This is a genomic window from Candidatus Nitrosotalea bavarica, from assembly GCF_900167955.1.
GTDB lineage: Archaea > Thermoproteota > Nitrososphaeria > Nitrososphaerales > Nitrosopumilaceae > Nitrosotalea > Nitrosotalea bavarica.
On record NZ_FUYK01000013.1, the window covers coordinates 34,117 to 59,684 of the forward strand.

35 protein-coding genes are annotated in these 25,568 nt (G+C 33.7%); 18 read left to right on the forward strand and 17 right to left on the reverse strand.

Annotated elements, in window-relative coordinates; genetic code table 11:
- Positions 1 to 71 precede the first annotated feature (71 nt).
- On the reverse strand, positions 72 to 470 hold the full coding sequence (locus C0Q33_RS08495; protein WP_101478171.1) for a hypothetical protein: 399 nt from the start codon (positions 468 to 470) through the stop codon (positions 72 to 74).
- 369 nt (positions 471 to 839) lie between these two features.
- On the opposite strand from C0Q33_RS08495, the gene C0Q33_RS09410 reads away from it, so the two are divergent.
- Complete coding sequence (locus tag C0Q33_RS09410; RefSeq protein ID WP_165776491.1) at positions 840 to 1,007, forward strand: hypothetical protein; 168 nt, start codon at positions 840 to 842, stop codon at positions 1,005 to 1,007.
- Between the two features lie 255 nt (positions 1,008 to 1,262).
- Here the strand turns inward: C0Q33_RS09410 and C0Q33_RS08500 are convergent, their stop codons facing one another.
- The gene (locus tag C0Q33_RS08500; protein WP_133121057.1) at positions 1,263 to 2,114 is read right to left on the reverse strand and encodes a S26 family signal peptidase; all 852 of its coding nucleotides are present in this window, start codon (positions 2,112 to 2,114) and stop codon (positions 1,263 to 1,265) included.
- 124 nt (positions 2,115 to 2,238) lie between these two features.
- Here C0Q33_RS08500 and C0Q33_RS08505 point away from each other — a divergent pair, with 124 nt between their 5' ends.
- A complete protein-coding gene (locus C0Q33_RS08505; RefSeq protein ID WP_101478173.1) occupies positions 2,239 to 2,502 on the forward strand; it encodes a hypothetical protein in 264 nt (87 codons plus the stop codon).
- Between the two features lie 17 nt (positions 2,503 to 2,519).
- On the opposite strand, the gene C0Q33_RS08510 is transcribed toward C0Q33_RS08505, so the two are convergent.
- Entirely contained in the window at positions 2,520 to 4,055 is a 1,536-nt protein-coding gene (locus C0Q33_RS08510; protein ID WP_101478174.1) for a phospholipid carrier-dependent glycosyltransferase, read from the reverse strand.
- A 321-nt stretch (positions 4,056 to 4,376) separates the two neighbouring features.
- On the opposite strand from C0Q33_RS08510, the gene C0Q33_RS08515 reads away from it, so the two are divergent.
- The 6 genes from C0Q33_RS08515 (at position 4,377) to C0Q33_RS08540 (ending at position 8,942) form a co-directional block, all read left to right on the forward strand.
- A complete protein-coding gene (locus tag C0Q33_RS08515; protein WP_101478175.1) occupies positions 4,377 to 4,961 on the forward strand; it encodes a hypothetical protein in 585 nt (194 codons plus the stop codon).
- A 92-nt stretch (positions 4,962 to 5,053) separates the two neighbouring features.
- Positions 5,054 to 5,458, forward strand: coding sequence for a hypothetical protein (locus C0Q33_RS08520; RefSeq protein WP_133121058.1), 405 nt, complete (start codon positions 5,054 to 5,056; stop codon positions 5,456 to 5,458).
- 104 nt (positions 5,459 to 5,562) lie between these two features.
- Positions 5,563 to 6,633 carry an alcohol dehydrogenase catalytic domain-containing protein gene (locus tag C0Q33_RS08525; RefSeq protein ID WP_101478177.1) on the forward strand — a complete coding sequence of 357 codons (1,071 nt, stop codon included), beginning with the start codon at positions 5,563 to 5,565 and terminating at the stop codon, positions 6,631 to 6,633.
- A gap of 57 nt (positions 6,634 to 6,690) precedes the next feature.
- Positions 6,691 to 7,314: a hypothetical protein gene (locus C0Q33_RS08530; RefSeq protein WP_133121059.1), complete on the forward strand. Its 624-nt coding sequence runs from the start codon at positions 6,691 to 6,693 to the stop codon at positions 7,312 to 7,314.
- A gap of 178 nt (positions 7,315 to 7,492) precedes the next feature.
- Positions 7,493 to 8,101, forward strand: coding sequence for an orotate phosphoribosyltransferase (gene pyrE, locus C0Q33_RS08535; RefSeq protein WP_101478220.1), 609 nt, complete (start codon positions 7,493 to 7,495; stop codon positions 8,099 to 8,101).
- Positions 8,102 to 8,216: 115 nt separating this feature from the next.
- Positions 8,217 to 8,942, forward strand: coding sequence for an AN1-type zinc finger domain-containing protein (locus C0Q33_RS08540; RefSeq protein WP_101478179.1), 726 nt, complete (start codon positions 8,217 to 8,219; stop codon positions 8,940 to 8,942).
- Positions 8,943 to 8,949: 7 nt separating this feature from the next.
- Here C0Q33_RS08540 and C0Q33_RS08545 read toward each other — a convergent pair whose 3' ends face one another.
- The gene (locus C0Q33_RS08545) at positions 8,950 to 9,255 is read right to left on the reverse strand and encodes a hypothetical protein (RefSeq protein ID WP_177996838.1); all 306 of its coding nucleotides are present in this window, start codon (positions 9,253 to 9,255) and stop codon (positions 8,950 to 8,952) included.
- A gap of 575 nt (positions 9,256 to 9,830) precedes the next feature.
- Here C0Q33_RS08545 and C0Q33_RS08550 point away from each other — a divergent pair.
- From C0Q33_RS08550 to C0Q33_RS08565, 3 genes are all read left to right on the forward strand, one after another.
- Positions 9,831 to 11,216: an NAD(P)/FAD-dependent oxidoreductase gene (locus C0Q33_RS08550; protein WP_101478180.1), complete on the forward strand. Its 1,386-nt coding sequence runs from the start codon at positions 9,831 to 9,833 to the stop codon at positions 11,214 to 11,216.
- 57 nt (positions 11,217 to 11,273) lie between these two features.
- Positions 11,274 to 11,894, forward strand: coding sequence for an FMN-dependent NADH-azoreductase (locus C0Q33_RS08555; RefSeq protein WP_165776493.1), 621 nt, complete (start codon positions 11,274 to 11,276; stop codon positions 11,892 to 11,894).
- 369 nt (positions 11,895 to 12,263) lie between these two features.
- Positions 12,264 to 12,848 carry an NADPH-dependent FMN reductase gene (locus tag C0Q33_RS08565; RefSeq protein ID WP_165776494.1) on the forward strand — a complete coding sequence of 195 codons (585 nt, stop codon included), beginning with the start codon at positions 12,264 to 12,266 and terminating at the stop codon, positions 12,846 to 12,848.
- Positions 12,849 to 13,157: 309 nt separating this feature from the next.
- Here the strand turns inward: C0Q33_RS08565 and C0Q33_RS08570 are convergent, their stop codons facing one another.
- Positions 13,158 to 13,586 (reverse strand): universal stress protein, encoded by a 429-nt coding sequence (locus C0Q33_RS08570; RefSeq protein ID WP_165776495.1) that lies wholly within the window; start codon positions 13,584 to 13,586, stop codon positions 13,158 to 13,160.
- Positions 13,587 to 13,647: 61 nt separating this feature from the next.
- On the reverse strand, positions 13,648 to 14,073 hold the full coding sequence (locus C0Q33_RS08575) for a universal stress protein (protein WP_245867410.1): 426 nt from the start codon (positions 14,071 to 14,073) through the stop codon (positions 13,648 to 13,650).
- A gap of 183 nt (positions 14,074 to 14,256) precedes the next feature.
- Here C0Q33_RS08575 and C0Q33_RS08580 point away from each other — a divergent pair, with 183 nt between their 5' ends.
- Positions 14,257 to 14,562: a hypothetical protein gene (locus C0Q33_RS08580; RefSeq protein WP_101478185.1), complete on the forward strand. Its 306-nt coding sequence runs from the start codon at positions 14,257 to 14,259 to the stop codon at positions 14,560 to 14,562.
- Positions 14,563 to 14,597: 35 nt separating this feature from the next.
- On the opposite strand, the gene C0Q33_RS08585 is transcribed toward C0Q33_RS08580, so the two are convergent.
- On the reverse strand, positions 14,598 to 14,975 hold the full coding sequence (locus tag C0Q33_RS08585) for a hypothetical protein (RefSeq protein ID WP_101478186.1): 378 nt from the start codon (positions 14,973 to 14,975) through the stop codon (positions 14,598 to 14,600).
- A 417-nt stretch (positions 14,976 to 15,392) separates the two neighbouring features.
- On the opposite strand from C0Q33_RS08585, the gene C0Q33_RS09530 reads away from it, so the two are divergent.
- Positions 15,393 to 15,698 (forward strand): TRAM domain-containing protein, encoded by a 306-nt coding sequence (locus C0Q33_RS09530; protein ID WP_101478187.1) that lies wholly within the window; start codon positions 15,393 to 15,395, stop codon positions 15,696 to 15,698.
- Positions 15,699 to 15,872: 174 nt separating this feature from the next.
- The gene (locus tag C0Q33_RS08595) at positions 15,873 to 16,625 is read left to right on the forward strand and encodes a sensor histidine kinase (protein ID WP_165776496.1); all 753 of its coding nucleotides are present in this window, start codon (positions 15,873 to 15,875) and stop codon (positions 16,623 to 16,625) included.
- Positions 16,626 to 16,654: 29 nt separating this feature from the next.
- On the opposite strand, the gene C0Q33_RS08600 is transcribed toward C0Q33_RS08595, so the two are convergent.
- From C0Q33_RS08600 to C0Q33_RS08630, 7 genes are all read right to left on the reverse strand, one after another.
- Positions 16,655 to 16,957: a hypothetical protein gene (locus C0Q33_RS08600; protein ID WP_101478189.1), complete on the reverse strand. Its 303-nt coding sequence runs from the start codon at positions 16,955 to 16,957 to the stop codon at positions 16,655 to 16,657.
- Between the two features lie 58 nt (positions 16,958 to 17,015).
- Positions 17,016 to 17,318 carry a hypothetical protein gene (locus tag C0Q33_RS08605; RefSeq protein WP_133121060.1) on the reverse strand — a complete coding sequence of 101 codons (303 nt, stop codon included), beginning with the start codon at positions 17,316 to 17,318 and terminating at the stop codon, positions 17,016 to 17,018.
- Between the two features lie 70 nt (positions 17,319 to 17,388).
- Positions 17,389 to 17,943, reverse strand: a complete 555-nt coding sequence (locus tag C0Q33_RS08610; protein ID WP_101478191.1) for an HD domain-containing protein — start codon at positions 17,941 to 17,943, stop codon at positions 17,389 to 17,391.
- 90 nt (positions 17,944 to 18,033) lie between these two features.
- On the reverse strand, positions 18,034 to 18,177 hold the full coding sequence (locus C0Q33_RS08615) for a CxxC-x17-CxxC domain-containing protein (RefSeq protein WP_101478192.1): 144 nt from the start codon (positions 18,175 to 18,177) through the stop codon (positions 18,034 to 18,036).
- A gap of 188 nt (positions 18,178 to 18,365) precedes the next feature.
- On the reverse strand, positions 18,366 to 19,064 hold the full coding sequence (locus tag C0Q33_RS08620; protein WP_133121061.1) for a hypothetical protein: 699 nt from the start codon (positions 19,062 to 19,064) through the stop codon (positions 18,366 to 18,368).
- A gap of 52 nt (positions 19,065 to 19,116) precedes the next feature.
- Entirely contained in the window at positions 19,117 to 19,491 is a 375-nt protein-coding gene (locus tag C0Q33_RS08625; protein ID WP_101478194.1) for a hypothetical protein, read from the reverse strand.
- A gap of 147 nt (positions 19,492 to 19,638) precedes the next feature.
- Entirely contained in the window at positions 19,639 to 20,253 is a 615-nt protein-coding gene (locus tag C0Q33_RS08630; protein WP_165776497.1) for a tetratricopeptide repeat protein, read from the reverse strand.
- A gap of 128 nt (positions 20,254 to 20,381) precedes the next feature.
- On the opposite strand from C0Q33_RS08630, the gene C0Q33_RS08635 reads away from it, so the two are divergent.
- On the forward strand, positions 20,382 to 20,660 hold the full coding sequence (locus C0Q33_RS08635; RefSeq protein WP_101478196.1) for a hypothetical protein: 279 nt from the start codon (positions 20,382 to 20,384) through the stop codon (positions 20,658 to 20,660).
- Between the two features lie 107 nt (positions 20,661 to 20,767).
- Here C0Q33_RS08635 and C0Q33_RS08640 read toward each other — a convergent pair whose 3' ends face one another.
- Together C0Q33_RS08640 and C0Q33_RS08645 are read right to left on the reverse strand one after the other, a co-directional pair.
- On the reverse strand, positions 20,768 to 21,250 hold the full coding sequence (locus tag C0Q33_RS08640) for a hypothetical protein (protein ID WP_101478197.1): 483 nt from the start codon (positions 21,248 to 21,250) through the stop codon (positions 20,768 to 20,770).
- Positions 21,251 to 21,330: 80 nt separating this feature from the next.
- Positions 21,331 to 22,566, reverse strand: coding sequence for a hypothetical protein (locus tag C0Q33_RS08645; RefSeq protein ID WP_101478198.1), 1,236 nt, complete (start codon positions 22,564 to 22,566; stop codon positions 21,331 to 21,333).
- Positions 22,567 to 22,750: 184 nt separating this feature from the next.
- On the opposite strand from C0Q33_RS08645, the gene C0Q33_RS08650 reads away from it, so the two are divergent.
- Together C0Q33_RS08650 and C0Q33_RS08655 are read left to right on the forward strand one after the other, a co-directional pair.
- The gene (locus C0Q33_RS08650) at positions 22,751 to 23,044 is read left to right on the forward strand and encodes an Lrp/AsnC ligand binding domain-containing protein (protein WP_101478199.1); all 294 of its coding nucleotides are present in this window, start codon (positions 22,751 to 22,753) and stop codon (positions 23,042 to 23,044) included.
- Positions 23,045 to 23,130: 86 nt separating this feature from the next.
- Positions 23,131 to 23,700 carry a hypothetical protein gene (locus C0Q33_RS08655; protein ID WP_101478200.1) on the forward strand — a complete coding sequence of 190 codons (570 nt, stop codon included), beginning with the start codon at positions 23,131 to 23,133 and terminating at the stop codon, positions 23,698 to 23,700.
- Positions 23,701 to 23,712: 12 nt separating this feature from the next.
- On the opposite strand, the gene C0Q33_RS08660 is transcribed toward C0Q33_RS08655, so the two are convergent.
- Positions 23,713 to 24,144, reverse strand: coding sequence for a YbhB/YbcL family Raf kinase inhibitor-like protein (locus tag C0Q33_RS08660; protein ID WP_245867414.1), 432 nt, complete (start codon positions 24,142 to 24,144; stop codon positions 23,713 to 23,715).
- Between the two features lie 126 nt (positions 24,145 to 24,270).
- Between C0Q33_RS08660 and C0Q33_RS08665 the strand changes: the two genes are divergently transcribed.
- Positions 24,271 to 24,621, forward strand: coding sequence for a hypothetical protein (locus C0Q33_RS08665; RefSeq protein ID WP_101478222.1), 351 nt, complete (start codon positions 24,271 to 24,273; stop codon positions 24,619 to 24,621).
- The last annotated feature ends 947 nt before the right edge of the window (positions 24,622 to 25,568 follow it).

The following is a 25,568-nucleotide window of genomic DNA, read 5'->3' on the forward strand; positions in this document are numbered from 1 at the left end:
TGATTTTATTTTGTCAGTGAAAATAATTCTTAACATTCTACTGAATGTGATATTGAGGTAAACATGCAATGTTATCCGCCGTAGCCGGAGTTTCCAACAAAGCTTACACTAGTAGGAGTTCGGTATACTTTTGTTATATCTATTCCTTCATCTGTAGTTACTTTTACCACCTTTAAGTCGCTACCAACTGGTGGTGAGAGTGAAATTTTTTCTCCAGAATCTAATTTGGGAATAACATCTGGTTTTACAGCTTCCCCATAATTTACTACAATGTTAGTCAAGGTATCTGTACCGGTATTTTTTATGGTAACATGTGTTTCTGTTCCCATCTCATCTTGAATCATGATTGGATCAACCAAAATGCTGTATTTCTCCGATGTGATAGTTAAAGGTAGAAAACTTGTTACTAGGAATATGATTATGGCTGAAAAGCCTCCTACTAAGACTAATGTGAAAAGGGATCTTTTCAACTAGTGTAGTTTGGATTCTAAATATTTCAATTATGCTGTTTTGGGATATATCTGATGCCTTCTATGTGGTTTGAAAGAATTTTCCGTTATTTGTTATTGATCATATAATTAAAAATAACCTATGAATGTAATTAGAAATTATTGTTATTTTCGTAATTTGTAGACTATTCCTACAAGCATAAATGGTATTGCGCCCAACACATATGCAAAAATATTATTTGTTAATACTGAAGACATGGCTAATTCTATGCCTAAAAATAGAGTGATCATTGCAGGTACTAGTCCATAGAGTATAAACTTGTGACTTCTTTTTTGAACTTTTCAAAATCGAGGTATGAATATTCTAAATGATGATAAATTACTGGCATAATGAAAAGTGAGATTGATACTGTTATTGATGATATGACAATTAGAAGAATTGCTTTATTGACAAGTATGAAATTATTAGAAGAATTCACTGCTATGGTCAACAAAAAACCACACAAAAAACCTTCAAAAGATGTTAACAGTGCTCTCTCTCTAATTATTTATTCATAATCCATGATAATCTTATCATCGGGTTTCTTTTCATCATCATTTGGCAAATCTTTTACAATGAATTCTTAAAGTCTTTCAACAAATGAGGGTTTCTCTTTGTACTCCTTAACCTGTCTCTGTGAACATTGTAAGATTTTTTGCCTTAATGCCTTTTTTAACAAGAAGGAGAATTAAGAAAAAATGAGGGCTAAAAGAATAACAAATAAAATGAAAATAATCTAAATGATATCTGAAATATGAATATTTTATTCTGTATCATGAATTTTGGTCTATCGACGAAGATTTTTTCTTACGATATAGCATGTGTTGAACAACACCAATTCCAACAATGGTAGAAATAGTTATCAGAATTGATTTTGCAGTGACAAGTTTTGCGACATATCCAATCTGTGGTATTATGTATACTAACTTACCAATGTACTCTTGTTTTGTAATTGGATAATCCAATCCATCTATGGACTCTAAGCTCTTATCTCCCTTTGTTTTGATAGTGAATGGATCTTTGGAAAGTATCTGCACAACTCTATGAATTAGTACTTCCTGATGTGTTCCTGGATTGTAGAAAATTATGACATCGCCAACTTTTACGTTCTCAATATGTATGTTAGAGTCTATTATGGCCACATCGTAGATTCTTAGGTTTTGTTCACCTGCTGCTTTTTTTACCATATATGCAGAATATTGCATGCCTGGAACAAGATTAAGTACAACAAATATAGTAATTGGAATCAGAAATAATATTAGACCGAAAATAAAGCACTTTTTCGCTTTTTGCAAATCGGTCTTTCTTAATATGACATAAGAGATTGTACCTCCCACTATATTGAAAAAAAGAGGCAAGTAATACCACAAGGGACTTGTTTTAATATGTAATGTTTTTTCAACTTCTTTTTCAACAGACTTGCTCAAACTTTTTACTTCTTCAATTAATCTTGGAACAAATTCATTTGTTATATTTTTAGAAATTACTGCCTCGAGATATCTCTGATCAGATGAATAGATCTTTTTTCCTGTTTTGATAGAAGTCAGGATATGATCTAGTCTTTGCGAATCCACTGTACCAGAATTCATTAGCTGTTCGATTACTTCTAATAGGTTATCAGACATTTATTGTCAAAAATCCATCAGGTTTTATGGGTATATTGTCCTTCATCAATCGATTTTGATTCTATGATTAACAATGATACTAATCAAAATAATGTATAATAAATGGTGAAAAAATAGTTGACTCGTGTCTGTAGATATATCGCTACCTAATTTTCTGGAATGTAAGGTTATTTTACCAAACGCCTGCTGGGTTGAAGTTCAAAATGATCAAAAGGATTCTATTATCTTAGTATCTGTACCATGTGATGATGTCTCATCAATTGTAATAATAGATTCTAGTGGAAAAAGAAGCGAATTGTGTTTTATGATTGGCTCTATTATAAAAATAGGAGATAACAAGTTACTCTACAACCAAAATAGACTTGAAGATTGTGATTCTGAAGAATAGTGTTTTAAAATTTAAAATCAGACTGCTACTTTAACACGAAATCTAACTAGAATGATGTATATGAAAAAGACAATAAATGTCAAATTTACAAATAAGGTAAATGGATTGACTAGTGATTCTTGTAATGTTCCATACGGTAAAGGATTAGTCCAGAGTGTACCTGGTGATTGGTAGATTTTTTGCCAATATGACATGGACGTAACAGCATGTACAAATAGAAAATATGCTGCAAAAGATATTTTTATTTTTCTACTTGGTATGTTTTTTATAAAATTCCAAAATCCATACGACGCAATAAAAATAATGGCAAGTAAAAATGGCAAAAGATATCTTTCTAATGAAAAGTCTCTTGCAATCATGAGTGTTAAAATGAAAGTACTTACAAACCATGAGAGGATCAGTATTTCTGATTTGCAATCTCTAGATCTTCTTATCTTCTGAATCAAATACGCGAATCCTATGAAGAAAAAAATCGTAATTGGTATGCTAGAATTGGTAGGAGGATTATTCCATCCTAAATTAAACGTGGAATTTGGATAAGCTCCTGGGATCTGATGTTGTATGGGGCTTGGAAATAATGTATAATGAAAGAGTGAGATCATTCGGGTAGGTTGAATGCCTTGAATGGTTGGATATGCAATGAACCAAACATCTCTGTTGTAATTATCCATATCTGACTTTATTGTTTTAATTTGAAGAAGTGGATCTTTATAAAATCCTGGCTGTGTTAGTAAAAATGAAAATATTGATAATAAGAAAAATACCGAAATAATGGATATTATTTTTACAAGTTTTTTTGTATAGCTATTAGTTTTAGATGAATTGAAAAAATAATTTGTTATTATAATTGTAGCAAACAAGGGTAAAAATTCTACCGATAATAGCTTTGAAGTTATTGCACAACCAAATGAAATTGTACTTAAAATGAAATATTTTATCTTCAAATGCCCAGTTCTGAAAGAGTAAAGCAAAAGCAATAATGAGAGCATACTAAAGAAAATGTAATGCACTTCGGTCATTATTGTTCTACTGTACCATACCCAAAGATTGTAAAACAGGAAAAGAAGTGAGAATGCAAATCCCACATATCTGTTAAAGAGAATCTTTCCAACTAGAAACGCAACAACTATGGTTAATGCGCCAAAGACTGGTGAGAGCAAGCGTCCTGCTGCCATCTGTTCAACTGTGGGTGCATAGTGAAAATTATAGCAAGTAAACCAATAACACGACCAATCATAAAAATTTCCAGAATCTTGATGTTCAAAACTTAGAGGCAGTCCGATCAAAATCATGCGCAGTGGACTGTATGTTGCTCCATGTGCAGGTATGTGATACAAAGAATTGCAGTTATCAATTGATATCAAACATGAATTTGCAAAATCCCCATTATTTATCAGCTTGATATAATTTCCGGCCCATCCAAGATAATTGATTTCATCTCCATGTCTTGGTTGTCCTTCTAAATCATATCCGTAAATCAAAAGAGCTCCTAAGAATAATGCTAGTGGTATAATGTAATTTGATTTTGTAGATACAAAATATATGAAATTCATTAATTATTCTCCATGTCTTTAGATTATTTTTTCTGTTAGATTGATATCTCTATCTGTTAGTCGTAACCGTATCTGGCTTGACAAAAAATACTATCTTATTCAACTTTTTTTCAATTGAGCTCTATATGATCTTAAACCCTGTCTGCATGACTCTGTTGAGAAACTAGATATGATAAAAATGGATTTAGCACTAAAACATGGTCGTGAAATCTAAAATTATGTTAATAAAAACTTCGTTAATATTTTTTCAAATGATTTTGCTTCTTTAATCTTTATGTGTAATGATTAATTCCAAACTTTGGAATTTATGGACTTGTTTATATGACAAATTGCATATATCACAAAAAGATGATGCACGAAAATTTGGAAAATAGAGTTGGCTCTCATAGAGTTACACTCAGACTACCAAATTCTGTTTCATCAATATTGAAAAAAGAGGCTGACAAGCGAGATCTTCCATTAAATGCACTTATTACGAAAATCCTTTTCAAAAATGTCTCTTTTGATATGCAAATTAATGCGTTACCTGCAGTAACAATGTTCGATTTTCTTTTCTCTAGAATGATTGATAAGATATCTGATATAGATCTTGAGGAGATTGCAAAAGAAGGACCTGATGCAGTGAGAAAGCTTTTTGCGATACAGGGTATTGAATACAAATTAGATGAGATAACCGAGAATCATTTTGTTGTGATGAGTAAATATTGTGGATGGTTTAGTTTTACCAACACTGTAAAAAATGACCAATATAGATTAATTTTTGAAACTCAGTTGGGATCTAAATGGCTGCAGTTTATTGTATTATATGTGACAAATATTTTGGAATCGCTCCATATTCGTATTGACTCTAAAACTGTACATGAAAACGTTGTAATTTTCAGTTTTAGCAAAAAAATCATTATCTAATATTACGTTCTATTCTGTTTGTTCATAATGTGAAAATGACATCTTAAATCAAAATAATTCTTTATCCTTTCATGATGAAAAAAGGTGATTCTATGACAGTTGATAGTGTAACGTTCTATAACGCAATACTGCATTCTTTGTCGGACGAACAATCTATGAGCATAATTAATTGTACACGTGATACTGCAAAATCCATGAATGATATTATACAAGAAACTCAAATTTCGCGTACAACTGTTCACAGAAAAATTAATTTTATGGTAAAAAATGGACTGTTAGTCGTAGAAAAATTTATGGTGGCATCTGACGGAAAGAAAAGTAAGCTATTCAGGAGCAAACTATCTAGCATCAAAATCAAACATGAACGAAATAACATGTTTGTTATAATAGAAGAAAATCCAAAAGTAATGCCTATCGCGAGCACACGAAATGACATGGAAAATATTTTGGCTTTGGATAAATTAAGAAATGATAGTGACTATTTATTTGTAAAATAATATCATATTTTTGATTCTATGGACCAAGCATAGTTCTAATTTTATCATACATTTCTTAAACTAGAACAATTTCTTAATATTGATGGAATTATTTCAAAGATGCTATGAAAGCATTAGTGTATGAAGAATATGCACCTGATGATAATTTTTCAAAGATATTGAAAATTGAAGAGATTCCTATTCCTATACCAAAATCACATGAAGTAGTCTTCAAAGTCAAAATGGCTGGACTAAATCATGATGATATATGGGGTATGAGGGGAAAACCGATTCAAATTCCAATGCCACATATTTCGGGAACTGATGCTGCAGGAGAAGTAGTTGCAATAGGTGATGATGTTACAACAATAAAGATTAGAGATAGAGTTGTTTCGCATGGGAATCTTTCATGTAGAGTTTGTATTGCATGTACCGAGGGCCGTGAATATGATTGTCGTAATAGGAAAATATGGGGATTTCAAACAGGACCTCTGTGGGGAGGTTTTTGTGAATATGCTCATCTTCCAGAAGTAAACGTTTTGAAAATTCCTGATAATATTAGTTTTGAAAATGCAGCAGCGGCGTCAATGACAATGACCACTTCTTGGCACATGTTAGTTGGTCGTGCAAAGATAAGGCCGGGACAAACTGTTTTGATAATGGGCGGGGGATCAGGAATGGGAACATTTGGTATCCAAATAGCTAAACTATATGATTGTGATGTCATTACAACTGCAAGTCAAAGCAAATTGGAAGATTGCTTAAAACTTGGCGCGGACTTTGCTGTAGATCATAGGCAAGATGACTGGCACAAACAAGTCTATGCTATATCAAAAGATCTTGCAAAAAAGAAACAAACTGGTCCTGGCATAGATGTAATCTTTGAACATATTGGTGGTTCACATTGGAACAAGGAACTTGCCTTGCTAAAATACGGCTCTACTCTAGTTACAACTGGAGCAACTACGGGATATGATGTAAATACAGATCTGAGACATATTTTCTTCAAAGGTGTTAGCATCTTGGGCTCTACTCAAGGTACTCGTGCTGAACTTGAATCCGGGATGTTTTGGGTATCCAAAGGTAAGTTGAGACCTATTATTGACTCGATCTATGCATTTGAAAATGCTGTAGAGGCTCATTGTAAGATGCTCAAAGGAAATTTGTTTGGAAAAATCTTGATGAAACCTAGCTAATTTCTTCATATTTTTTCACCATTGTGAATTTCTAGGCTATCTGATTCAAGTATGGCAATGAAGTCCAAATTAATAGCAAGTTTCATGATAATTCTGGTACTAGGTATTGCATCTTTACCTCTTGACCATGCTGTATATGGGCAAACTACGACAAATACTATGAAATTGTCCACAAAAGGACCTATTGCTGAAAGCAGTAATTTTCATGGTGCAATCATGTGGACTGTCATTAATGGAAATAATGGTATAATTATAATCCAGTCTCCGGCGGGAAGAGGACTGGCACACATTTCTATATCTCAGAGCACTAATTGTTCTTCTTCTACTGCTACTTGTCTGATGTCTACGGTAACAGACCCAGGACAAATTGGCGCCTTTAAAGCGGGTGACACTGCAAGATTTGCGATAGATGTAAACTCAAACCAAGAAACTGCATCGATACTTACTGGCACCTTGGCTGGATTTGATGTTACTGTTAACCTCACTAAAACTTGGAGTAATAATATTGCACCTGCAACCCCTGTAACTCCAACAAACCATGCAACAACTAATCCTGTAACCCCAACTACAACTCCTGCTGTAAACTCAACTAGTACAAACTCTACGACAACTCAAACTAGTGGAAGACATCTCACAATAAATCTAACAGAAAATATGGGCCTTGCTGCTGTAGGACATTAGTTTAAAAAATTAAAACTGTTCTTAAACATTGAAAAAGAAAATTACATCTACCATCTTTGGTAATCAATTTTTTTTATGTTATTAGTCTTCTCTGAATAAATCGTTATTCAGAAATACGTCGTATTTGTTGTATGTTTGATGGTTATTGGTAATTAAGGCTTCAAAGCGGGTTGCTGAAATGTTACTTGACATAAAAGCAGTAACTTTTAGTTTTACAAAACCATACTTGTACACTTTTGTATCTGGTATCAAAGGGCCTATGTATTGCGACAATAGGCGATTGATAAGCTATCCAAATAAGAGACGAACCGTTGTTGATGAAGTAGTCAAGATTGCAAAAAGATTGGATTTTGATATTGTTGGAGGTGTGTCCACTGCAGGAATTCCATGGGCTGCACTAATTGCTGAGAGACTTAACAAGCCTATGATATACATAAGACCTGAAGCTAAAGGCTACGGTAAAAAGAGACAGATAGAAGGTGATATGAAAAAAGGTGATAGAATTTTAGTGATTGAAGATCTTGTAAGTACAGGCAGAAGTGCAATATCTGCAATCACGGCTGTGAGAAGAAATGGAGGAAAGGTAAGTGACTGCGTCTTTATCTTTACTTATGATCTCGATATTGCAAAGAAGAACTTTGAGAAAACGAAATGCAAAATGCATCCACTGCTTATATTCTCAGATCTAATTGAAGCTGCAGTTTCAAGAAATTATGTCAGCGAAGAAGAAAAAAAAGAATTACTTAAATGGCATAAAAATCCTAAAAAATATTGGATATCTCTTTGAGATGGATGCGGTATATTTTTCATACAGCGTAATTCCGTAAAATACTTAGATGTCCTAAACCTTTTAGTCAAATCCATAAACAACCAACTTTATTTTAAATGGATTCTATTCGTAAATTACGGAAAAATATTGCACGTTTGATGGGACAAAAATCGATGGAACTTTGAGCATGCCTTGTAAATTATGCGGATATGTCTATTGTAAAGACCATCTATCACCTCAGAGACACAAATGCACGATGCTTGAGAATGTAGAGTATGTTAAAGCAGACGCTTTTTCAAATTCTATTGTATCTCAATCTCCAAACGAATTGCATATGCCCTCTTCAATAGATACTGTAAACATCAATGTGGAACCTAGTGTGAAAAATGTATCTTCGATGACCTCTATCACGGATAGTCCGTATTGGCTATCTGATTGTCTAGAAGATGCAAAAAATTTGATCGTGGAATATCATGATGAAAAACCTGATGATAAAAGCTTTGTAGACTGTGCAAATTTCTTTGCACACAAGACCTTTGATGTGAAGATACAAAATAATGGTAATGCATCAGGTGATATCAATCTGATTAGAGGGTTACTAAGTCAACCCTTGTACAAAATATGTATTCATGATATGCTCAGGGAAGATACTAGAGATAACAGAAGGATGATAACTGTTGTATTGGTACATCAATTACTGCACGCCATTCACCCATCCAGAATGCATGATTTTACTAATGGACAAAAAGGTATCAATAAACTAGAACATGAACTTGCAAATAGGGCAAGTTATCATGATGCACTTTTAAATCTGGAAAGTCTGAATCAGAGTGGAAAAATTCATCTTTGTAATATGTGAACCGTTTTCAATATTTTTTTCTTAATTCTTTCAGTTCATCGTATTCTTTTTGAGGTGTTTTTTTACTATGTTTAGTTCCAGGTTTGTTTCTAGGTCTAGATCTTACCATGCAATTGCAACAATTACAATACAAATCTACAGTTTCATCAGTTACAGGCCTATCTTCTCTGTCATGACATGCCTCTCTTGACATGAATACCCCACAGATCTGACAACGTACTTGGCCTGATGAATATCTACTAGTTCCATCTCTTGGTTTTCTAACTTTGTATTCTTTACACGTGCCTTTGCAAATGCCCTTGTCTTCATGCATGATTGATTCATGTTGTAGAAGAATAAATTTCCATGCATTATGGATTCTTCAAAAGTAACTAGATCGTTATTTTCTAATAGGAATGGATTTTTTCTTATGTCTGATTCTGTTGATTAATTGAACGCAGTTCCACAGTCTGAACATACGAGTGCAGATTCTGATATGTGAACAGTTTCACAGTTTGTACATGTAATCATTTTGTATAGTACTGTATTTTACCTTCAATTACCCTCTATGTCTAAAGAATTTCATTAATAGTTAAAATTAATTTCGGAAATCTGAGAAAGTTAGCCGCTTGAGCAAATCTGGTTTTAACAAATCTGTCCTGATATGTCTTCTTCTACTCTGACTATGAAAATCATGTTGTCTCTATATAGGCATAGAGTTAGAATTGAGACAAACCATATTGAAATGGAACGAACTACTAATCTTCTAATGTATAATACACAAATATTTTCTACGGGTTTGTTCATCTCAAATAAGCTACTAGTTTATTGATGTACTAACAGTTGACTATGCATGTATAATACGCATTCCTTTTATCTTCTTGCTGGATATGATGGTAGGTACGAAAAATGATAAGAAAATTTAGTACAAAAAATCCTGCCAAGACTAGGATTCTTATACTTGGAGGTGGCTTTGCTGGAAGCAATGTGTTACGAGAGATACAAAATAAATTCAAAGGACGTGATACGGAAATTACTTTGGTTAGTCAAGACAACTTTTTCCTTTTCACGCCGATGCTTCCTGAAATCTCGTCAGGTATGCTTCATGCAAGTGATATCACAACACCGATCAGAACTTTTTGTAAGACAGCAAACTTTTGTCATGCAAGAATTCTGTCAATTGACGTAGAAAACAAAAGTGTTTCTGTAATTAGAATATTTGATCAAAAAGAAACCGTATTAGAATATGATTATCTTGTTCTTGCTCTTGGCAGTAAGGATAATTTCTTTGGAAATAATAATATCGAAGAATTTGCATTTACTATAAAGACTCTTGAGGATGCAATAGCTATTAGAAATCATATCATAAGCGTACTGGAATGTGCTGATCAGGAAAGAGATCAAATTCTCCAAGAACAACTTCTTAGATTCGTCGTAGTAGGTGGAGGGTTTGCAGGAGTGGAGATTGCAACCGAGATAAATCATTTCCTGCAAAATGCGGCAAAAAGCTATTACAAAAATATTGATTTTAAAAAAATCCATGTCATTATTGTATCCGCAAGGGATGGAATACTGCCAGAGGTTGGGGATGAACTTGGTAAATTTGCACTTGATTATGTTAGAAAATCTGGAATTGAGGTAATTGCAAATACTAAGGCAGTAGATGCAGGAGAAGATCATGTGCTTTTAAGTGATAATACTATAGTTCCATGCGCTACCTTGATCTGGGCAGGGGGAGTTACAGTAGATCCACTGATAGCTTCACTCAAATGTGAACATGGTCAATCAGGTCGCTTGGTTGTTGACTCGTATATGAGACTAAAAGACTATCCTAGTATCTTTGCGTTAGGTGATTGTGCTAATCTGGTTGATGATAAAAATAAAGTTGTATATCCAACAACTGCACAGATAGCAATAAGACAGGCCAAATTGGTCTCAGAAAACCTGGTTGCAGAAATTACTGGCAATGTAAGTTCAATGAAGCCATTTACTTATCATAACAAAGGAGTAATGGCCACAATTGGAAAACGAACAGGTGTTGCATTGTTAAATGGGCGAAAAATCCGTGGATTTCCAGCATGGGTTTTATGGAGATCATTTTATTGGGCACACTTGCCAACACGTGAAAAGAAAATTAAAGTTGGATTTGATTGGTTACTTAGCTTAATCTTTCCTGCCGATATAATGACGGTAGGGTTCATCAGGAAAAAGACTCTTAGTAGATTAGAGACTCCGATTTATTCTGCAATAGAGAGAAGCATAGATCAAACTCCAAATGTATCATCATATCTGTAAAATTAAATAAATTTTTTGTAGTATATGTTATATACATTAAATTCTAAAAAATAGATCTTGAAGACACTGCTTGTAAAATATACTCCAAGAGAAGAGAGGTCTAGCAGTAAGAAATTATTGGATATATTTAGAAATGAAATAAAAAATTCTGAGATTGAAATTTTAGATCTTTGTGTAGATGTTCCAGATATGTTCAATGTTGAAAGCATAAATGCTTACATTAGAAGAAATTATCTACAAGAAGAACTTTTACTTGAACAAAAAGTGACTCTAGCAAAAATGGATCGTATGACACAACAAATGAAATCTGCTGATATCGTTGTAGTGGCTTTTCCAATGCATAACTTTTCAATGCCTGCTTCTGTAAAAGCATGGTTTGATTCTGTCATGCTAAAAGGTCAGACATGGAACAATGTAGGTGGAAAATATTTTGGTTTGATGGAGGGGAAGAAGGCTCTGATAATTATATCGTCTGGGGGGTTTTACACGAAAGAACCTATGATGTACTGGGAGCACGCAATGTCGCTTGCCAAAATAGAGTTTCAGTTTATGGGATTTTCAGATGTACGTGGAATTTTGGCAGAAGGTATGAATGCTGATGATGAAATAAAAACTACAAATATGCAAAAATCTATGGATGAAATTAAAATAATCACACAGGACTGGTTCAGAAAATAAGATTTGATATGAAAATATGTCTTATCTAAACCAAGGAAAGTTATCCTTATCTGATTCTTTTGGAAATTCTTCGATTATTGCTTGAACTACTTCGGTATGATTATACGTTATGTGCCGTAAAAATTTCTTGGATCCATCGTCAGTTTGTATATGAATATCATCTTTTAATTCCTTAATTATGTCCCTACATTCTTTACATGGATTGAATTCTATATAGAATTTCAAATTACACTATGCTCCTAAGACATATTGAAATTTCTTATATTAGTTGACTGTGGATTGTAAAACTTGGTCACACCTTTTTTATTCCCAAGTTAGAAAAATTCAAGAAAACGAGATTATTTATTCCCATCAAGCAACAAGATGATTATGACGTTAAAAGTTCTAGGAGTTGGATCTAGTCTTCGTGAAGGTGCGTCCAGTACAACTGCCTTGTCAACTGCATTAGATTTTGCAAAAAAACAGGGTGCGGAAACGAGACTACTTGATCTAAAACAAACTAAATTACCATTGTATGATCCAACTGAAAATCAATTCGTTTTTGAGATAAAAAAAGTCCAAGATGATGTTAACTGGTCTGACGCATTGATTCTTTCTACACCTGATTATCATGGTTCTATGTCAGGGGCTATGAAAAACTTTCTTGATTACTTTTGGGCGGAATTTGCGGGAAAGACATTTGGATATATTTGTGCATCTCATGAGAAGGGCCTCACAGCAATGGATCAGATGAGAACAGCAGTTAGACAGTGCTATGGATGGAGTATCCCATATGGAGTATCTGTAAGTGATAGTGAAGATTTTGTAAATGGAAAAATTACATCAAAACTAGAATCACGGTTAGATATGTTAGCAAGGGATCTAGTTGTCTATGGCAATCTCATAAGACAACAATTTGTAATAGATTTGAATGGTAATTCTACTAACACATTTGTATCACGATATAGAAAATAATCTAAAAACCTGCTTTACTTATATTCTTATTTGTAACTGTTATGATTGATATCGTAGAGTTTTTTGGAAAGAAGTTTGAATGTGATCAGTGCAAAATGAAATTCTCAAAAGATCAAAGATCTAATAGATCATACACTACAGTTCATCATCATATAACAAAATGTGCTGATTGTAGAAAACAGTTTATCCATAAAGGAGATCAACTTTATCATTCAAGAAAATAACATGAGAAAAAAATGTAACGTCGTCAGAAAAATTTGAATTAAAACATATTTTATTCTTTGTTATGATACCTATGAGCAGTTGTTATTATTTTACGATCAACACTGGACACTTTGAATGCTGAGATACTCCGCTTGCTACGCTTCCGAGCAGTAATTTCTTAAAACCTCCTAATCCACGAGAGCCAATTATTATTAAATCGACGTTATGCAACTCTGAATATGATATCAAAGATTCTGTAATTGATATGACTTCTAACACTTCTGTCTTAAATGGTATGTTTGATTCTCTTAACCTTGGTTCTAGCTTTGATATTGAACTAAGTGCATCCTCTCGTAATAACTTTGTAGTTTCCATGTATGCTGTTCCAAAATAAGGATCTGTAGGAACTTGAATGACCACACATGATACTATGCTTATCGTAGAATTGTATTTTTTTGCAAGATCTACTGCATATTCAAAAGCACGATTGGCAGGTTCTGATTTGTCATATGGTATCATGATGTGCTTTATCATGTGGTTGCTTGAGTATTCATTCATTTAAACGATTTTTTCAGTTCTAACTTTTACATTATGATTATTTTACAACAAGTACTGGAACTTTGGATTTGTGAACTATGTTATTTGCCACACTGCCAAGGAATACTTCTTTTGTTCTACTCATCCCACGAGAACCTATTACAATCAGATCGAATTTTTTGTATGCAGCAAACTCTGTTATCTCCCAAGATTGGTTTCCATAGATTATTTTTTCGCTGAATACGATACCATTTTGTGCACATTGCTTTTTTGCTTCTGCTAAGAATTTCTTTGCCTCTTTTTGAGATTGATTCTTTAATGAAGTTAGTAATTTTCCCAAATTGATGGTATAGATGGGAATGATGCACAATCCCGTAATTGTACTGTGACACTGTCTTGCCAAATAAATTGCTTCATTGAGAGCCTTGAATGATTTGTCCGAACCATCCATCGGAACAAGAATTTTACCAATTTTTTGTTTCAATTATTTGACCTCCTAATATTGAAAATCATGATAAATAATAAGTTCATCTGTTGATGCCTTGATCCTATTTTCATATAAAGGCAATTTTGGATTCCATAACTGAGAATCATCTATTATGTCACTTATATCAAAAATCTCCTTACTTGCCTTAAGCTTTATTAGAAATCACTTTGAATTGAGATGATGCTCTTTGGAGTTTTTGCTGTACATAGTCCAGAATTATGTCCGCTAAACAATAAAAACAGTAAAAAAATATTTCTGGAAATCCAAGGTAAACTTAAAGTAAATAAAAAAAAATTTCATATCCAAAAAATATTGGGCTTTTATATGTCAGTTCTTGAGCATGAATGGATAATAATTATGGATGCGACAAGTGCACATGATATTGAGCAGTTATGTATAACCGTGGGAATATCAGCAATAAGTACGGTGAAAATTGTTCCAATGAATGATTTCAAAAAGGCTGTAGATAGATTGAAAACTACATGATCTAGAAAAAATCATGTTGATTATGACTTTGATGATTATTGTTTGAAATTAATTATGATGTTGGATATCTTTGTTGCAAATGCAATAGGACTAATCTTTTTTGTACTTGTAATAATTGTGACATATTTATTGTATGGAAAACTAAACATCATGAAATTATCTTTGTCTGAATGATGATATCTGATAGGTCCGTACAGATTGTCAAACTTTGCTCCCATGGATATGTCAAACATGCATTCCATGTAATGGATGTCATTCCATTTCTCTATACTCGGTTGCACAAATTTTTTATGCGATATGTTATGAACCGCTCTTCCTTTTTTGTCTATTATTGTAACAGAACGTACATTTCTATCTGCGGTCATTATGGACTTGCAAAACTGATCAAATTCTATAGTCTTTGTTATACTCATATCGTATTACACTTGTAAAAATTAAAAATCAATGATCCATTTAAAAGATTTTATTGCAAGTGCTAATTTTTATAAAATATCATACTCTGATTGTAGAATAATTTGAACGTAAATTGGGAATCTCAACCACGAAACTCTCATCGCGTGGTGTGAGAAATTGTTAGATATAACAAAATCTAAGAATCTTAGAAAAAGGATAAGACCTTTTACAGGTCAGATTTTTTATTTCTTCTTTGCTTTTGCTTTTGCTTTTGGTTTTGCTTTGGCTTTTGCCATAAATATTGACGCTCTCTATCCGTATTAAGCATAATGAAATGAGTCAATGATCGAAAAAGAGTCAAAATTTTGACATCAAAAACTAATTTCGAGCATTTTTATTGAGTGTCATCTATTTCGCAATTAGAAGGAGGTGCGACGATGAGTTACAACGATAGAGGAAGTTCCTATGGTGGACGTTCAAACGGCGGATATGGCGGCGGCGGTCGAAGATTCGGCGGCGGTGGCGGCGGTAGAAGTTTTGATAACGGTCCAAAACCAGTAGAAACCGGAAAAGAATACGACGTTTCCATTACTGAAATCAGTAGAAAAGGCGACGGTATTGCAAGAGTAGAAGGCTTTGTGATATTTGTTAAAGACGGCAAAGCTGGCCAGAATGCAAAGGTAAGAATTACCCAAGTAGGCCAGAGATTTGCTTCTGCTGAACTAGTAGAAGGTTCCCAATAAAATAAGGTGTTCAGAATAATATCTGATTCCTCATTTTTCTCAATTTTTATCTAATATTTTCATTTATGGTCATTTTTTGTAATAATTTGAGTATTTTCTAATCTGTTTTTTGTTTGTTCAAAGTATCTTGACTGTTTCTTATATTGTTTTTTAGGCAAATGTTTTGTTATGGTGATGACAAGAGACATTCCATTTGAATCAAATTTGCAGCCAAATGAACAAGAACGAGTAATTGCATTACATGCTTTAGATGTGTCTATAATTAATCATGATCTCAAGTCTGCGCTTTCTCCAATTAAAATATGTGTAGAAATGTTAGAGTCTCATATCTCAGGTCCGTTAAACGAAAAACAGGAAAGAATGATTACAACCGTTCACAGATGTGCTGATAAATTAGAAGAATTGGTAAAAGATATTGTATATACATACAAACTCGAATTAAAATCATTAGAGTTTTCAAAAACAAAAGTCAACATACAAAATCTTATGGATGATTGCATGAATCTCTTAAAACCAATTATTGCTGAAAAACAAATTGAATTAAAAATAGTAGTAGGCATATGTGGGGAAATTCATGCTGATGAAAATATGCTTAAACAGGTTATTGTAAACCTTGTAAAAAACTCAGTAGATTTTGTTCCTAAAATTGATGGTAAAATTATAATAAAAGTTGAAAAAGATGGAACTTCCGATTTGTTGTTTATTGTTGAAGATAATGGTGAGGGCGTAAAATCTGAGGATTTGGACAAAATATTTGACAAGTTTTACAAGGGTAATTCTAGGCAATTTAGAAAATATGGAGGTTCAGGTCTTGGGTTGACAATCTGTAAGGGTATTGTTGAAGAACACGGTGGTAGAATGTGGGTTGACCCAAATCTGAAAAATGGCGCATCTTTTAAATTCACTATTCCATTAATGTTGTCCTGATTCTTTGATCTTCTTATTTTACTGTAGTGCTATTCACTACTTTTAGATATGGCGTTTCTTATTTCACTTGATTTTTCAAATATTGTTTTTCCAATTTCTTCAACTTCAATACCATTTGGTTTTTTCCCAGAATGGACCACAAAATAATAGGTTTCAAACTTGCCAATTATGGAACCATGGGTATATCCGTATACGTACTCTGGCTCATTTTTAATTTGAAATGCATCTTGAAATTGAGGTAGCCTAAGATTTCTCACAAGTCCGGGAATCTTGGATATTTCCTCTTCTATCATTGTATCAAGCATTTTTTTATCCTTTTTTTCTAATGCCATGTTTGTGAAATAATGCTGTCTAATAAAAATATGATTACCTAGTAAAGAATTTTCTAATCTATCTTTCTTTCTTCTCGTGGTTAGACATTACTTGTCTAATTTCTTCAGCGCGTATTTCTACCATTTTTCTAATCTCTTTGGTTTCACCTGCATCTGGTATCTTACCATGTCTTCCTACAATCATGCCTGCAATGTATCCTTCCATCTGACCAACTAGATAGCCATATATGAAATCTGAACCACTTTTGAATTTCCAAACTTTCTGTGAACGTGATTCTTCTTTCTTTAGAAGTGTCACATTGGGACACCAATTTTTAATGGCACTGTCAATTTCTTTTCGAATTAATGGATCTAGTACCATTGAATCTCTTTTTTTATTCAACTCTAAAATGCTATTGAATTTTTAATCATAATTGTACTTTTCATGAACACTATTGAAGGACGATGGGCCTTTGACCATATGCAGAAATCATATCATTAATACCATTAATCAAACTAACAATTCCTGGAAATTGGGATTTATTTTTGATTAAATCTGATTTTATTATACTCAGATGGAATGCCATCTTTTTTACTTCTTTTGTTTTCTTTGTCTTTGAAAATGACGAATTCTTCAAATCTCTGAGACTTGCTGATATGTCACATAGTTTGATTAGTTTTGCTTCAAAAGACATTCCCTTTAGCTGTTTGACATATTGTTCTTCTTGTTTGGCTCTAGGCAAACTCTTGTCTCTTGATACTGACAAAACTAGAACTGCTACTTTGGATCCAAATCTTTGATCTAGCTCATCAAAACTTGTTTCCGTATGATCGATTATATCATGTAACCATGAAGATGATATTACATCTTCATCGGCTATTCCGAGATTTTTAAGTCTAGCTACCACAGACGCTAAATGTTCATGATATGGAGTTATTCCATCCTTTCCTGTCATTCCAGAATGTCTTTCTTTTGCAAAGTTTTCAGATGCGTGTAACTTGGACAACTATTATGTTATGTTTTGAAAATGACTTAATCTTTCTGATTTTACAATGTGGTATGAGTTCAAAAAAATTTTTTTTAAGCGTTTTTCAGCCTAAAATCTTCGTGCTGGACGATGTTTTGGTAAACATTCTTTGCAATATACTGGTCTTCCTTCTGCTGGTTTGAAGGGAACCTGTGTTTCTTTTTTACAGTCTGCGCATGTGGCAGGAAACATTTGTCTGTCTTCTGTTGACATGGTTTTCGTTGCTAAATACTACATAATAACTGTTCACTCAGAGTTTTTAGACCTATGTTGATGTTTTCCTATATATTCAGTATTCAGGTACTTTTGTAGTTAGGCTCTTGTTATACTTGATCTGCTTGGCACTCTGACATTTACTTCCCTCATAAATCTGTCATCTAATGTAGTCCTCTTGTTGCCTATTAGTTTTTTATTCTAGAAATAAAGATGACTGAGAACATTCCAACTATCAGTATGACAAGAGAGGTGGGGAATTCTGGAACTGGACTAGTCTGACTTACTAGAAATGTATTTGCTGAATCTTCAAACAATTGTGAATTTTTATCAATGTTATCCTGATTGCTTGTAAGTTCTAAGGTAAACTGGTTTCCGCTGTTAAGAAAATAAAATATACTTTCACTTAATGATGTGGAATTATCTGCGGTATACTGCGTGGCCCAACTAACTGCAACCCGCATCCCGTCGTTATACCTGTCAACAATTCCGTTGTATACTATGGTCTTGGAATCTGGGCTTGGAACGGACATCTCTTGAGATATTGTAGCAAGAACATCATTGTCGGTATGATTGTTTATGGCATCTATTACATTTTGACCTATATGTCTATGAGAAATTCCAAACGTGGCTAACTGACTTTTATCATTATTTGAAAATGTCACTATTGTGTGGTTTGATAAACTGGGTGGCAAGTTGGTCAAAACGCCCCAATTGAGAGGAGGTTGTATTGAAAAACTATAATTATCATTTTTATAAGCATTCGAATCTGCAAATCTTTGCGCATCTGAAAATATGGAAGTATCATGTTTTGTAGCATATGCCAAATTAGTAGAACCAAGAATTAGCACAACCACAACTATGCTTGCTAGAAATTTTTTACTCACAATGCCCCTTGACTGCACCAGTATTTATTGTTCCAGATTTTCTTTTATGTTTCTATGAAAAATGCTTTACAATGGGCAGACAATTGTCTATTATTCTGAGTACCTCAGATCGAATTACTTTTTTATCAATTGATGCCCACACTGTATTCTTACCTAGTGCAAAAGAAATAATCTGAACTTTCTCTCTCTCCTCCCACATGAATTGCACATCTCCTAATTGTCTATTAAATTGTGATCCCATTCGTGTCTTGATAGCAAAATGGGAAAACTGGTCTGACGTATTTTTTATATTTAGTAGAGGTTCATGTCCTGGCCTTCTGGCATATGCTACAACTTTGCCTTTGCTGTCTACCACACCTGCAAATCTGACATACTGACTAATTGCCCGGATTTCTTTTACTATTTCTTGAGCATCTTTTTTATTCAATTAATCAAGTTCTAGTTTTTTGCTATTTAACCATTGATGTAGTTAGATCTAATTAGTTAATTTACTCACGTTTCACCGCTATAATTGTTATATGAAAAAATTCAATCTAATATGATTACACATTTGATACATCGGGTATTGTTGTGACTAACGCAAAAAATCTCTTTTCATACTATCGGAAGCTTCTTGTTTTAATTGCATTGCAAAAAAGTTATCTGGTTCATAATCGAGTACCGTGTCAAAATACGCTATTGCCTCATCATATTTGCTAAGGTGTGATAGCGCCAGACCTTTGTTTATCAGAATATTGATTTCTCTTGGTTGGATTTCAAGAACTTTATCAAAACAATCTATTGCTTCACGATATCTGCCTATGCTATCTAGCGCATATCCTCTAAGTGATAGGGCGCCAAGATCATTTGGTACTAGTACAAGAGCTTGGTCAAAACAAAAAAGAGCATCTTCTTGCTTATTCATATTTGGACTTGAAAGACATAGTCCTTTGTTGATAAATGCCCCAAAGTTACTTGGATCTATTCTCAATGACTTGTTGTAATATTCTACTGCATCATCAAATCTTAACAGCATCTGAAATGATATTGCCTTGTCATATAATAATTCTGAATTGTTTGGTTCAAACTCCAACGCCTTGTCAAAATGCTTTATTGCTTCTTCCTGGTTTCCATCTTTTTGTAATCTAAGTGCTTTTTTATGCAAATCCTTCGTATCATTTTTAGGTGTAGGATCCGAGGATCTATTCAATGTCATTGTTAGGTGTTCTCACTGATAAATGTTCAAAAAATTAGATATTTTGGACAATTAAAAATTCTGAATTGCTGATATTGATAATAATCATGACAGTTATAATAATCTAAAATAACCTGAACGCATTGAGTTCAAATCGTAAAAAAACAATCAATCTATTTGCTATTGGAATAATATTATTGGTTGCTGTACCTGAAATTGTTGGTCACTCTCTTTTTGAAAAGCCTCATCCTGAAAACTCTTCAGTTGTTGCAGCAATGGCTCTTGCAAGTAAGATTGGAACTGGCAAACATTCTGGTCCCACATGTAATCTTATAATTCAAGAAGATCCTTCAGGGGCAAAGATTGCAAGAGTCGCAGGTCTATATGGGAAGTATGGGAATTTTACTTGTAACAACCCCTAATTATGCGCTGTATGTGCTTACCGAGATTATTAGACGTCCTGAGATTTGTATATTTTTACAACAAAATAAAATTAAAATCTATGTCAGTAATCCTGTAATACCTGACTCTATTTGACAATCTTACACTGATTCGTTATGCTTTTGACTGATGTATAATACGTATAACACAATATTGCAATTGATATCAATCTCAACGGTGTTTCATAATTTGTAAAAAAAGATGTGGCAATTCCTCCAACAGATCCAAATGTTGATACTACTGCAAAACCCAACGGTCCACAACTACAGGCTCCTGCACTTGTGCCAATAATAGAGCCAAATAATCCTGTTCCAGACTTTCTTACATTGTTGTTTAATATGTGAATGCGGTAAATCCCTAAACTTATAACAATTCCAGATAATGCACTAATTATTACGATTAGTATGAAATCAAAAATTGCATATGCTGGAACATAAAAAATAAAGATAGGTGAGAAGAAAATGAATTCTGAAACTATGGAAAGAGCAACCAGCAATACAATAAATATTGAAATGGATAAAACTAGGTATTTCTTATGAGAATATACTCTTTTTAGTACTTCCTTGTGCAATCTATGATGAAATATGCTGGACAATTATTTAATGATATTTCTAAGTTCAAATTCGATATGGAAAACTCTGAGAGTTCTATCTATGTAACTTGAATTTGTAGTGCCAGTGGCGGAGATATTGCATTTGGATTGTTAATGCTTTCCCAAACAAAGATTTGTGCTGTATATGTTCCAGCAGAAGTTGGTATCCACGATTGGCCTAAATTTAGAGTCTGTTTTGGTATCATTGCACCTGTTATCCATGATAGAGATACAGTTATTCCGCTGTTGTCTTGTACTTGTACTAAATATGCAAATGACTGATCTTTATTTTCTTGATTTGTCACATCTGAAACAATCTGTATCTGTTGACCTATGCTGACTTTGTCTACTGATTTTCCTGAAGAGTCTAAAATCCTTGCATTATCTGCAGGTGCCTGCTCAAGTGGCGGAAGGGATGTCCCTACAATTGTTGTTGCAGTGAGGCGCAATTGATCAGACGGTGAATGTGGGAATGGAAGAGTTGTATCTGTATATTCTGCAGTTACCGTATCTCCAGATGTAACATGTAATCTGTTTCCAGATGATCTCAGATCTGTGGTAAAGTATACTGTTCCCTGAAAGATTCCCGTGTCTGGACCTGTTTCCGTCATTGTTAACTTGATGCCTCCAGAATCAGAATCCGACCAAACATTTGTGTCAAACTTGTTAATTGCGTTTGGATTGAGACTCATGTCTGGGTCTATTATCTGCACTACTCCTTGGCCATTTACAGGATAGTTTGATTGTAGCCATTCTACATTGCCTACATTCCAGCTAATTGGAGCAGAACCGGTAACAACCTGATCACGATTGTATTCAAATGAGACTGTAATTCCATCATTTTCTTCACTTGGGAGAAATCCATCTGTTGGACCGCACGTTGGATTACACGTTGATTGAATGCCTGAGGGGTTTGTCCCCTGACCATCCACTCCTGCTGAACCTTTCAGTGTTGGATCCCCCGTAAGTGTCACATAGCCGCTAAATATTCCTGTATTTGGACCTGTTTCAACCAAGTGATATGGTATGCTGTAACCATGTGTAGAAACAGTAATTTTATCATCTGTTGTAACTCCAATTTCATCAATCCTGTTAGGATCTGAGTTGAAATCTGGCGCAAAAATTGTAATATACACCCGGTCAGTCCAGCTGAATATTTTTTTGTTAAAATGAATGAGTGATGAAGAATAACTTTCAGAGGGAGTGGATATTGTTTGAGATGATGCTATCGGAAATATATTTTGAGGAACCGCAATACAAATAATGATCATTGTAATTATGAGATTTTTTTTCAAACTGTATCTCTACTAATGTAAATAGGCCATCATAAACATTATCTGTATGTTACCTATGAATTAATTTGTCATTTGCCATAGTTTCTATAATTTTACACGTACACATTAGAGTTCTTTGGAAATAACAGATTGTATATACAACATATAGACAATTCTTAGATACAAAAATTCTCAAGTAATTTTTATGTATGAAGAATTTGATACACAATCTTCTCATGATATGGCAACTGCACATATTGTGATAAAATGCAAGTCTGATTATCAAAAAGATGTAATGGAACAACTCCGCTCAATTGAGGGTATTGTAGAGATATTGGAAGTTATTGGTGAATATGACATATTAGCTAAAATTGAAACCACGTCTTCTGAATCCCTAAAAAGGATCATAAAATGGAAGATACTTCATCATAATGAGAAGATCACGTCTGTTATTACATTACTTTGTATGAGGAAGCCTCTTTGCATAATTGTGAAATAATGGGGTTTAATCCATGAAGATTGAAAATGTTCCCAGCCCTGAATTGTTGCAAGTTTCTTATTAGGCACTTTGAAAATTGTACATACTTGACAAAATTGTTCCTAGCCCGTGGTCCCATAATTGCATCAATTGGTCTAATTGTAGTAGTGATTGGCGCTAACCTTTTTGATTTGTCATATCAATCTGTCGAGTCTATTCTTAAAACTAAATCTACTTTGATAACAAATAAAGAAATTCTGCCAAATCAATTTGTTAATTTTACAATTCATCCTGAACAACTCAGTGAACATAATGTCATTATAGTTCATACGACTCCCTCCTCCGGTTTTGTCAAGCTGGAGGGAATGGAACCAAATGGTATGATGTTTGAAAAAGAAAGTAAGGATGGATTTTTGTATCATATCATACAGAGAAACAATCAAGGAGGATTATACGCAATTAAAATCTCTGATACTGGGAGTCAACCTGTAACACTTAACGTAATTATGGGCGAAGATCCCTTCTTGAGTAAAAACTGTAATGCGTCATATGGAATACAATGTAATGTGGTTCAGGTGTCTATGGGCATGGTGGCAATTGGTATTATCGCGTTTATTGTAGGAATATTGATTGGGATATCTGATTTTAAAAAAGAAAAAAAACTCCAGAAAAAATAATTTCTTTATAATTTACCTTCTAGAATATTTTCCCATAAGTACTGCTTCTGCAATAATGTGTCCTGATATTGCACTTTGTAGTTCCTTTACCCCTGATCCTTGTTTAAGATCTAGGTCTGTATCTAACGCATAAATTTTAAAAAAATATATATGAGTGCCAGATGGCGGACACGGCCCTCCATATTCCGTTGTGCCAAAACTAGTACGTCCTTGAGCAAAATCAAACTTTTCTCCTCTTGTGAACTGTACCTTATGAGACGGAATGTTCCAAACAATCCAATGTGTAAAAGTTCCCATCGGGGCATCCGGATCATCCATTATAATTGATAGGGTCTTTGCATTTTTTGGTACGTTTGTTATACTTAGAGGTGGGGAAAGGTCTTGACCATCACATGTAAACTCTGATGGAATACTACCTTCATTCTCAAAGGCAGAACTTGACACATTCAATACTTGTTCTATATTTGAATTGATTTTATCTATTGCGGTAAATCTTTACTTTGGTTTGAACTGGAAAATATGCTAGGGAATAATCAATAGTTTTATCAAGTAATACGACAATACATGACTATGTCAAAAGAACTTCCACCTAAAGATTGGGACAAATTGTGGATTGAATATAATAAATCACTCAAGGCTTGGATGGATGCCTTTGAATCTCTTCAAGAGGCAACTAAGAATGTTCAATCAAAGTACAACGATGTTATGGCAAAGGCAGTGAAAGATTCAAGTGATAAAACCATGAATCAATTTACAGAGAATTGGCAAAAATCCATGAGTGAGGCAGGAATTAAAACATTCAAACAATTTGGTGATAACTGGCAGAAGGTATTCAATCAGTCTGGTATGGAACAAGTGAAAACCTATGGAGACATGATGAATAAATTCGCAGAAACTTGGCAAAAGATGTGGAACAAGTAAACATCTACTGTCATTTTTTTATTTCATGTTCAAATCATTTCTGTGATAACTTTATCAAATATGATTTTAACCCACTGGAAAATTGCTAAAGACTTTTCCAAAAACGATGACTTTCTTACCATTGAATTAAATCACATATGTTAGAAAATCAATTCAAATGATGAATTGTAATTTCAAATGTAAGAACTGTGATTCTGCTGTAACGCTGCTGACAAGCAGACCTGTTTGGATGATGCCTAATCTGAATAGACCTTAAAGCAAAAATTGCAAATGCGCCTCTACTTGTAGTGGGTCCAGTAACTTACTATGTTGTAAATACTGATCTAATGAACACTGGAGATGTGTGGAGTTTTCATAAACGTTCATACCGTTCTTGAAAACACCGGTAGTCCATCATCTAATCATGACTTGTTCTATACGGGACCATATGCTTGCAACTATCACCTAAACGATGGACAACTGATTATCCTCCTTCCGTATTCTCTTTGACATCTGATCACTTGGAGTTGAGGTATCAAAAACCAGTTGCAATTGATTGGAATTTCTACAGTAAAGAGAACATTTGGTAGTTTTACCTACTACTCTCTTCAAAGACATAACTCATTCAAGGTGTTCAGTCCTTGGAACAGAACCATGCTGCTGAAACTAGTTTCTCAATGACTCCCATTTGTTTTCTAATCTAGTTTTAAAGTGATTTTCTAGACTAAAATTTTGCAAGTCCTAATCATGGAATTTGTTGAGTATGGCTGATCTTACATGATCTGTCAAGGTTTCATCTTTTAGGTGTAAATCTGCCAAAGTCTACTAGAGATCTAAATTTGGCCTGGTATTGTATCAATCCTTGACTGGAAAGGATATTTCATGTGTAAAAACAAGGATGTGGAAAGGAAATGCCACACATGTCAAAACACTGAAACTCTTCATAATGTGTCGATAAAGTCATCACT

What these genes read in the sequence shown, in the direction of transcription:
- C0Q33_RS09410 (WP_165776491.1), top strand. Translation starts at nt 840, where the DNA reads ATGAAAAGTGAGATTGATACTGTTATTGATGATATGACAATTAGAAGA.
- C0Q33_RS08550 (WP_101478180.1), top strand. Translation starts at nt 9,831, where the DNA reads ATGATAAGAAAATTTAGTACAAAAAATCCTGCCAAGACTAGGATTCTT.
- C0Q33_RS08580 (WP_101478185.1), top strand. Translation starts at nt 14,257, where the DNA reads ATGCTCTTTGGAGTTTTTGCTGTACATAGTCCAGAATTATGTCCGCTA.
- C0Q33_RS09530 (WP_101478187.1), top strand. Translation starts at nt 15,393, where the DNA reads ATGAGTTACAACGATAGAGGAAGTTCCTATGGTGGACGTTCAAACGGC.
- C0Q33_RS08605 (WP_133121060.1), bottom strand. Translation starts at nt 17,318, where the DNA reads ATGGTACTAGATCCATTAATTCGAAAAGAAATTGACAGTGCCATTAAA.
- C0Q33_RS08500 (WP_133121057.1), bottom strand. Translation starts at nt 2,114, where the DNA reads ATGTCTGATAACCTATTAGAAGTAATCGAACAGCTAATGAATTCTGGT.
- C0Q33_RS08665 (WP_101478222.1), top strand. Translation starts at nt 24,271, where the DNA reads ATGTCAAAAGAACTTCCACCTAAAGATTGGGACAAATTGTGGATTGAA.
- C0Q33_RS08510 (WP_101478174.1), bottom strand. Translation starts at nt 4,055, where the DNA reads ATGAATTTCATATATTTTGTATCTACAAAATCAAATTACATTATACCA.
- C0Q33_RS08565 (WP_165776494.1), top strand. Translation starts at nt 12,264, where the DNA reads ATGACGTTAAAAGTTCTAGGAGTTGGATCTAGTCTTCGTGAAGGTGCG.
- C0Q33_RS08545 (WP_177996838.1), bottom strand. Translation starts at nt 9,255, where the DNA reads ATGCATGAAGACAAGGGCATTTGCAAAGGCACGTGTAAAGAATACAAA.
- C0Q33_RS08600 (WP_101478189.1), bottom strand. Translation starts at nt 16,957, where the DNA reads ATGGCATTAGAAAAAAAGGATAAAAAAATGCTTGATACAATGATAGAA.
- C0Q33_RS08595 (WP_165776496.1), top strand. Translation starts at nt 15,873, where the DNA reads ATGACAAGAGACATTCCATTTGAATCAAATTTGCAGCCAAATGAACAA.
- C0Q33_RS08585 (WP_101478186.1), bottom strand. Translation starts at nt 14,975, where the DNA reads ATGAGTATAACAAAGACTATAGAATTTGATCAGTTTTGCAAGTCCATA.
- C0Q33_RS08570 (WP_165776495.1), bottom strand. Translation starts at nt 13,586, where the DNA reads ATGATAAAGCACATCATGATACCATATGACAAATCAGAACCTGCCAAT.
- C0Q33_RS08515 (WP_101478175.1), top strand. Translation starts at nt 4,377, where the DNA reads ATGACAAATTGCATATATCACAAAAAGATGATGCACGAAAATTTGGAA.
- C0Q33_RS08650 (WP_101478199.1), top strand. Translation starts at nt 22,751, where the DNA reads ATGTATGAAGAATTTGATACACAATCTTCTCATGATATGGCAACTGCA.
- C0Q33_RS08530 (WP_133121059.1), top strand. Translation starts at nt 6,691, where the DNA reads ATGAAGTCCAAATTAATAGCAAGTTTCATGATAATTCTGGTACTAGGT.
- C0Q33_RS08525 (WP_101478177.1), top strand. Translation starts at nt 5,563, where the DNA reads ATGAAAGCATTAGTGTATGAAGAATATGCACCTGATGATAATTTTTCA.
- C0Q33_RS08520 (WP_133121058.1), top strand. Translation starts at nt 5,054, where the DNA reads ATGACAGTTGATAGTGTAACGTTCTATAACGCAATACTGCATTCTTTG.
- pyrE (WP_101478220.1), top strand. Translation starts at nt 7,493, where the DNA reads ATGTTACTTGACATAAAAGCAGTAACTTTTAGTTTTACAAAACCATAC.
- C0Q33_RS08615 (WP_101478192.1), bottom strand. Translation starts at nt 18,177, where the DNA reads ATGTCAACAGAAGACAGACAAATGTTTCCTGCCACATGCGCAGACTGT.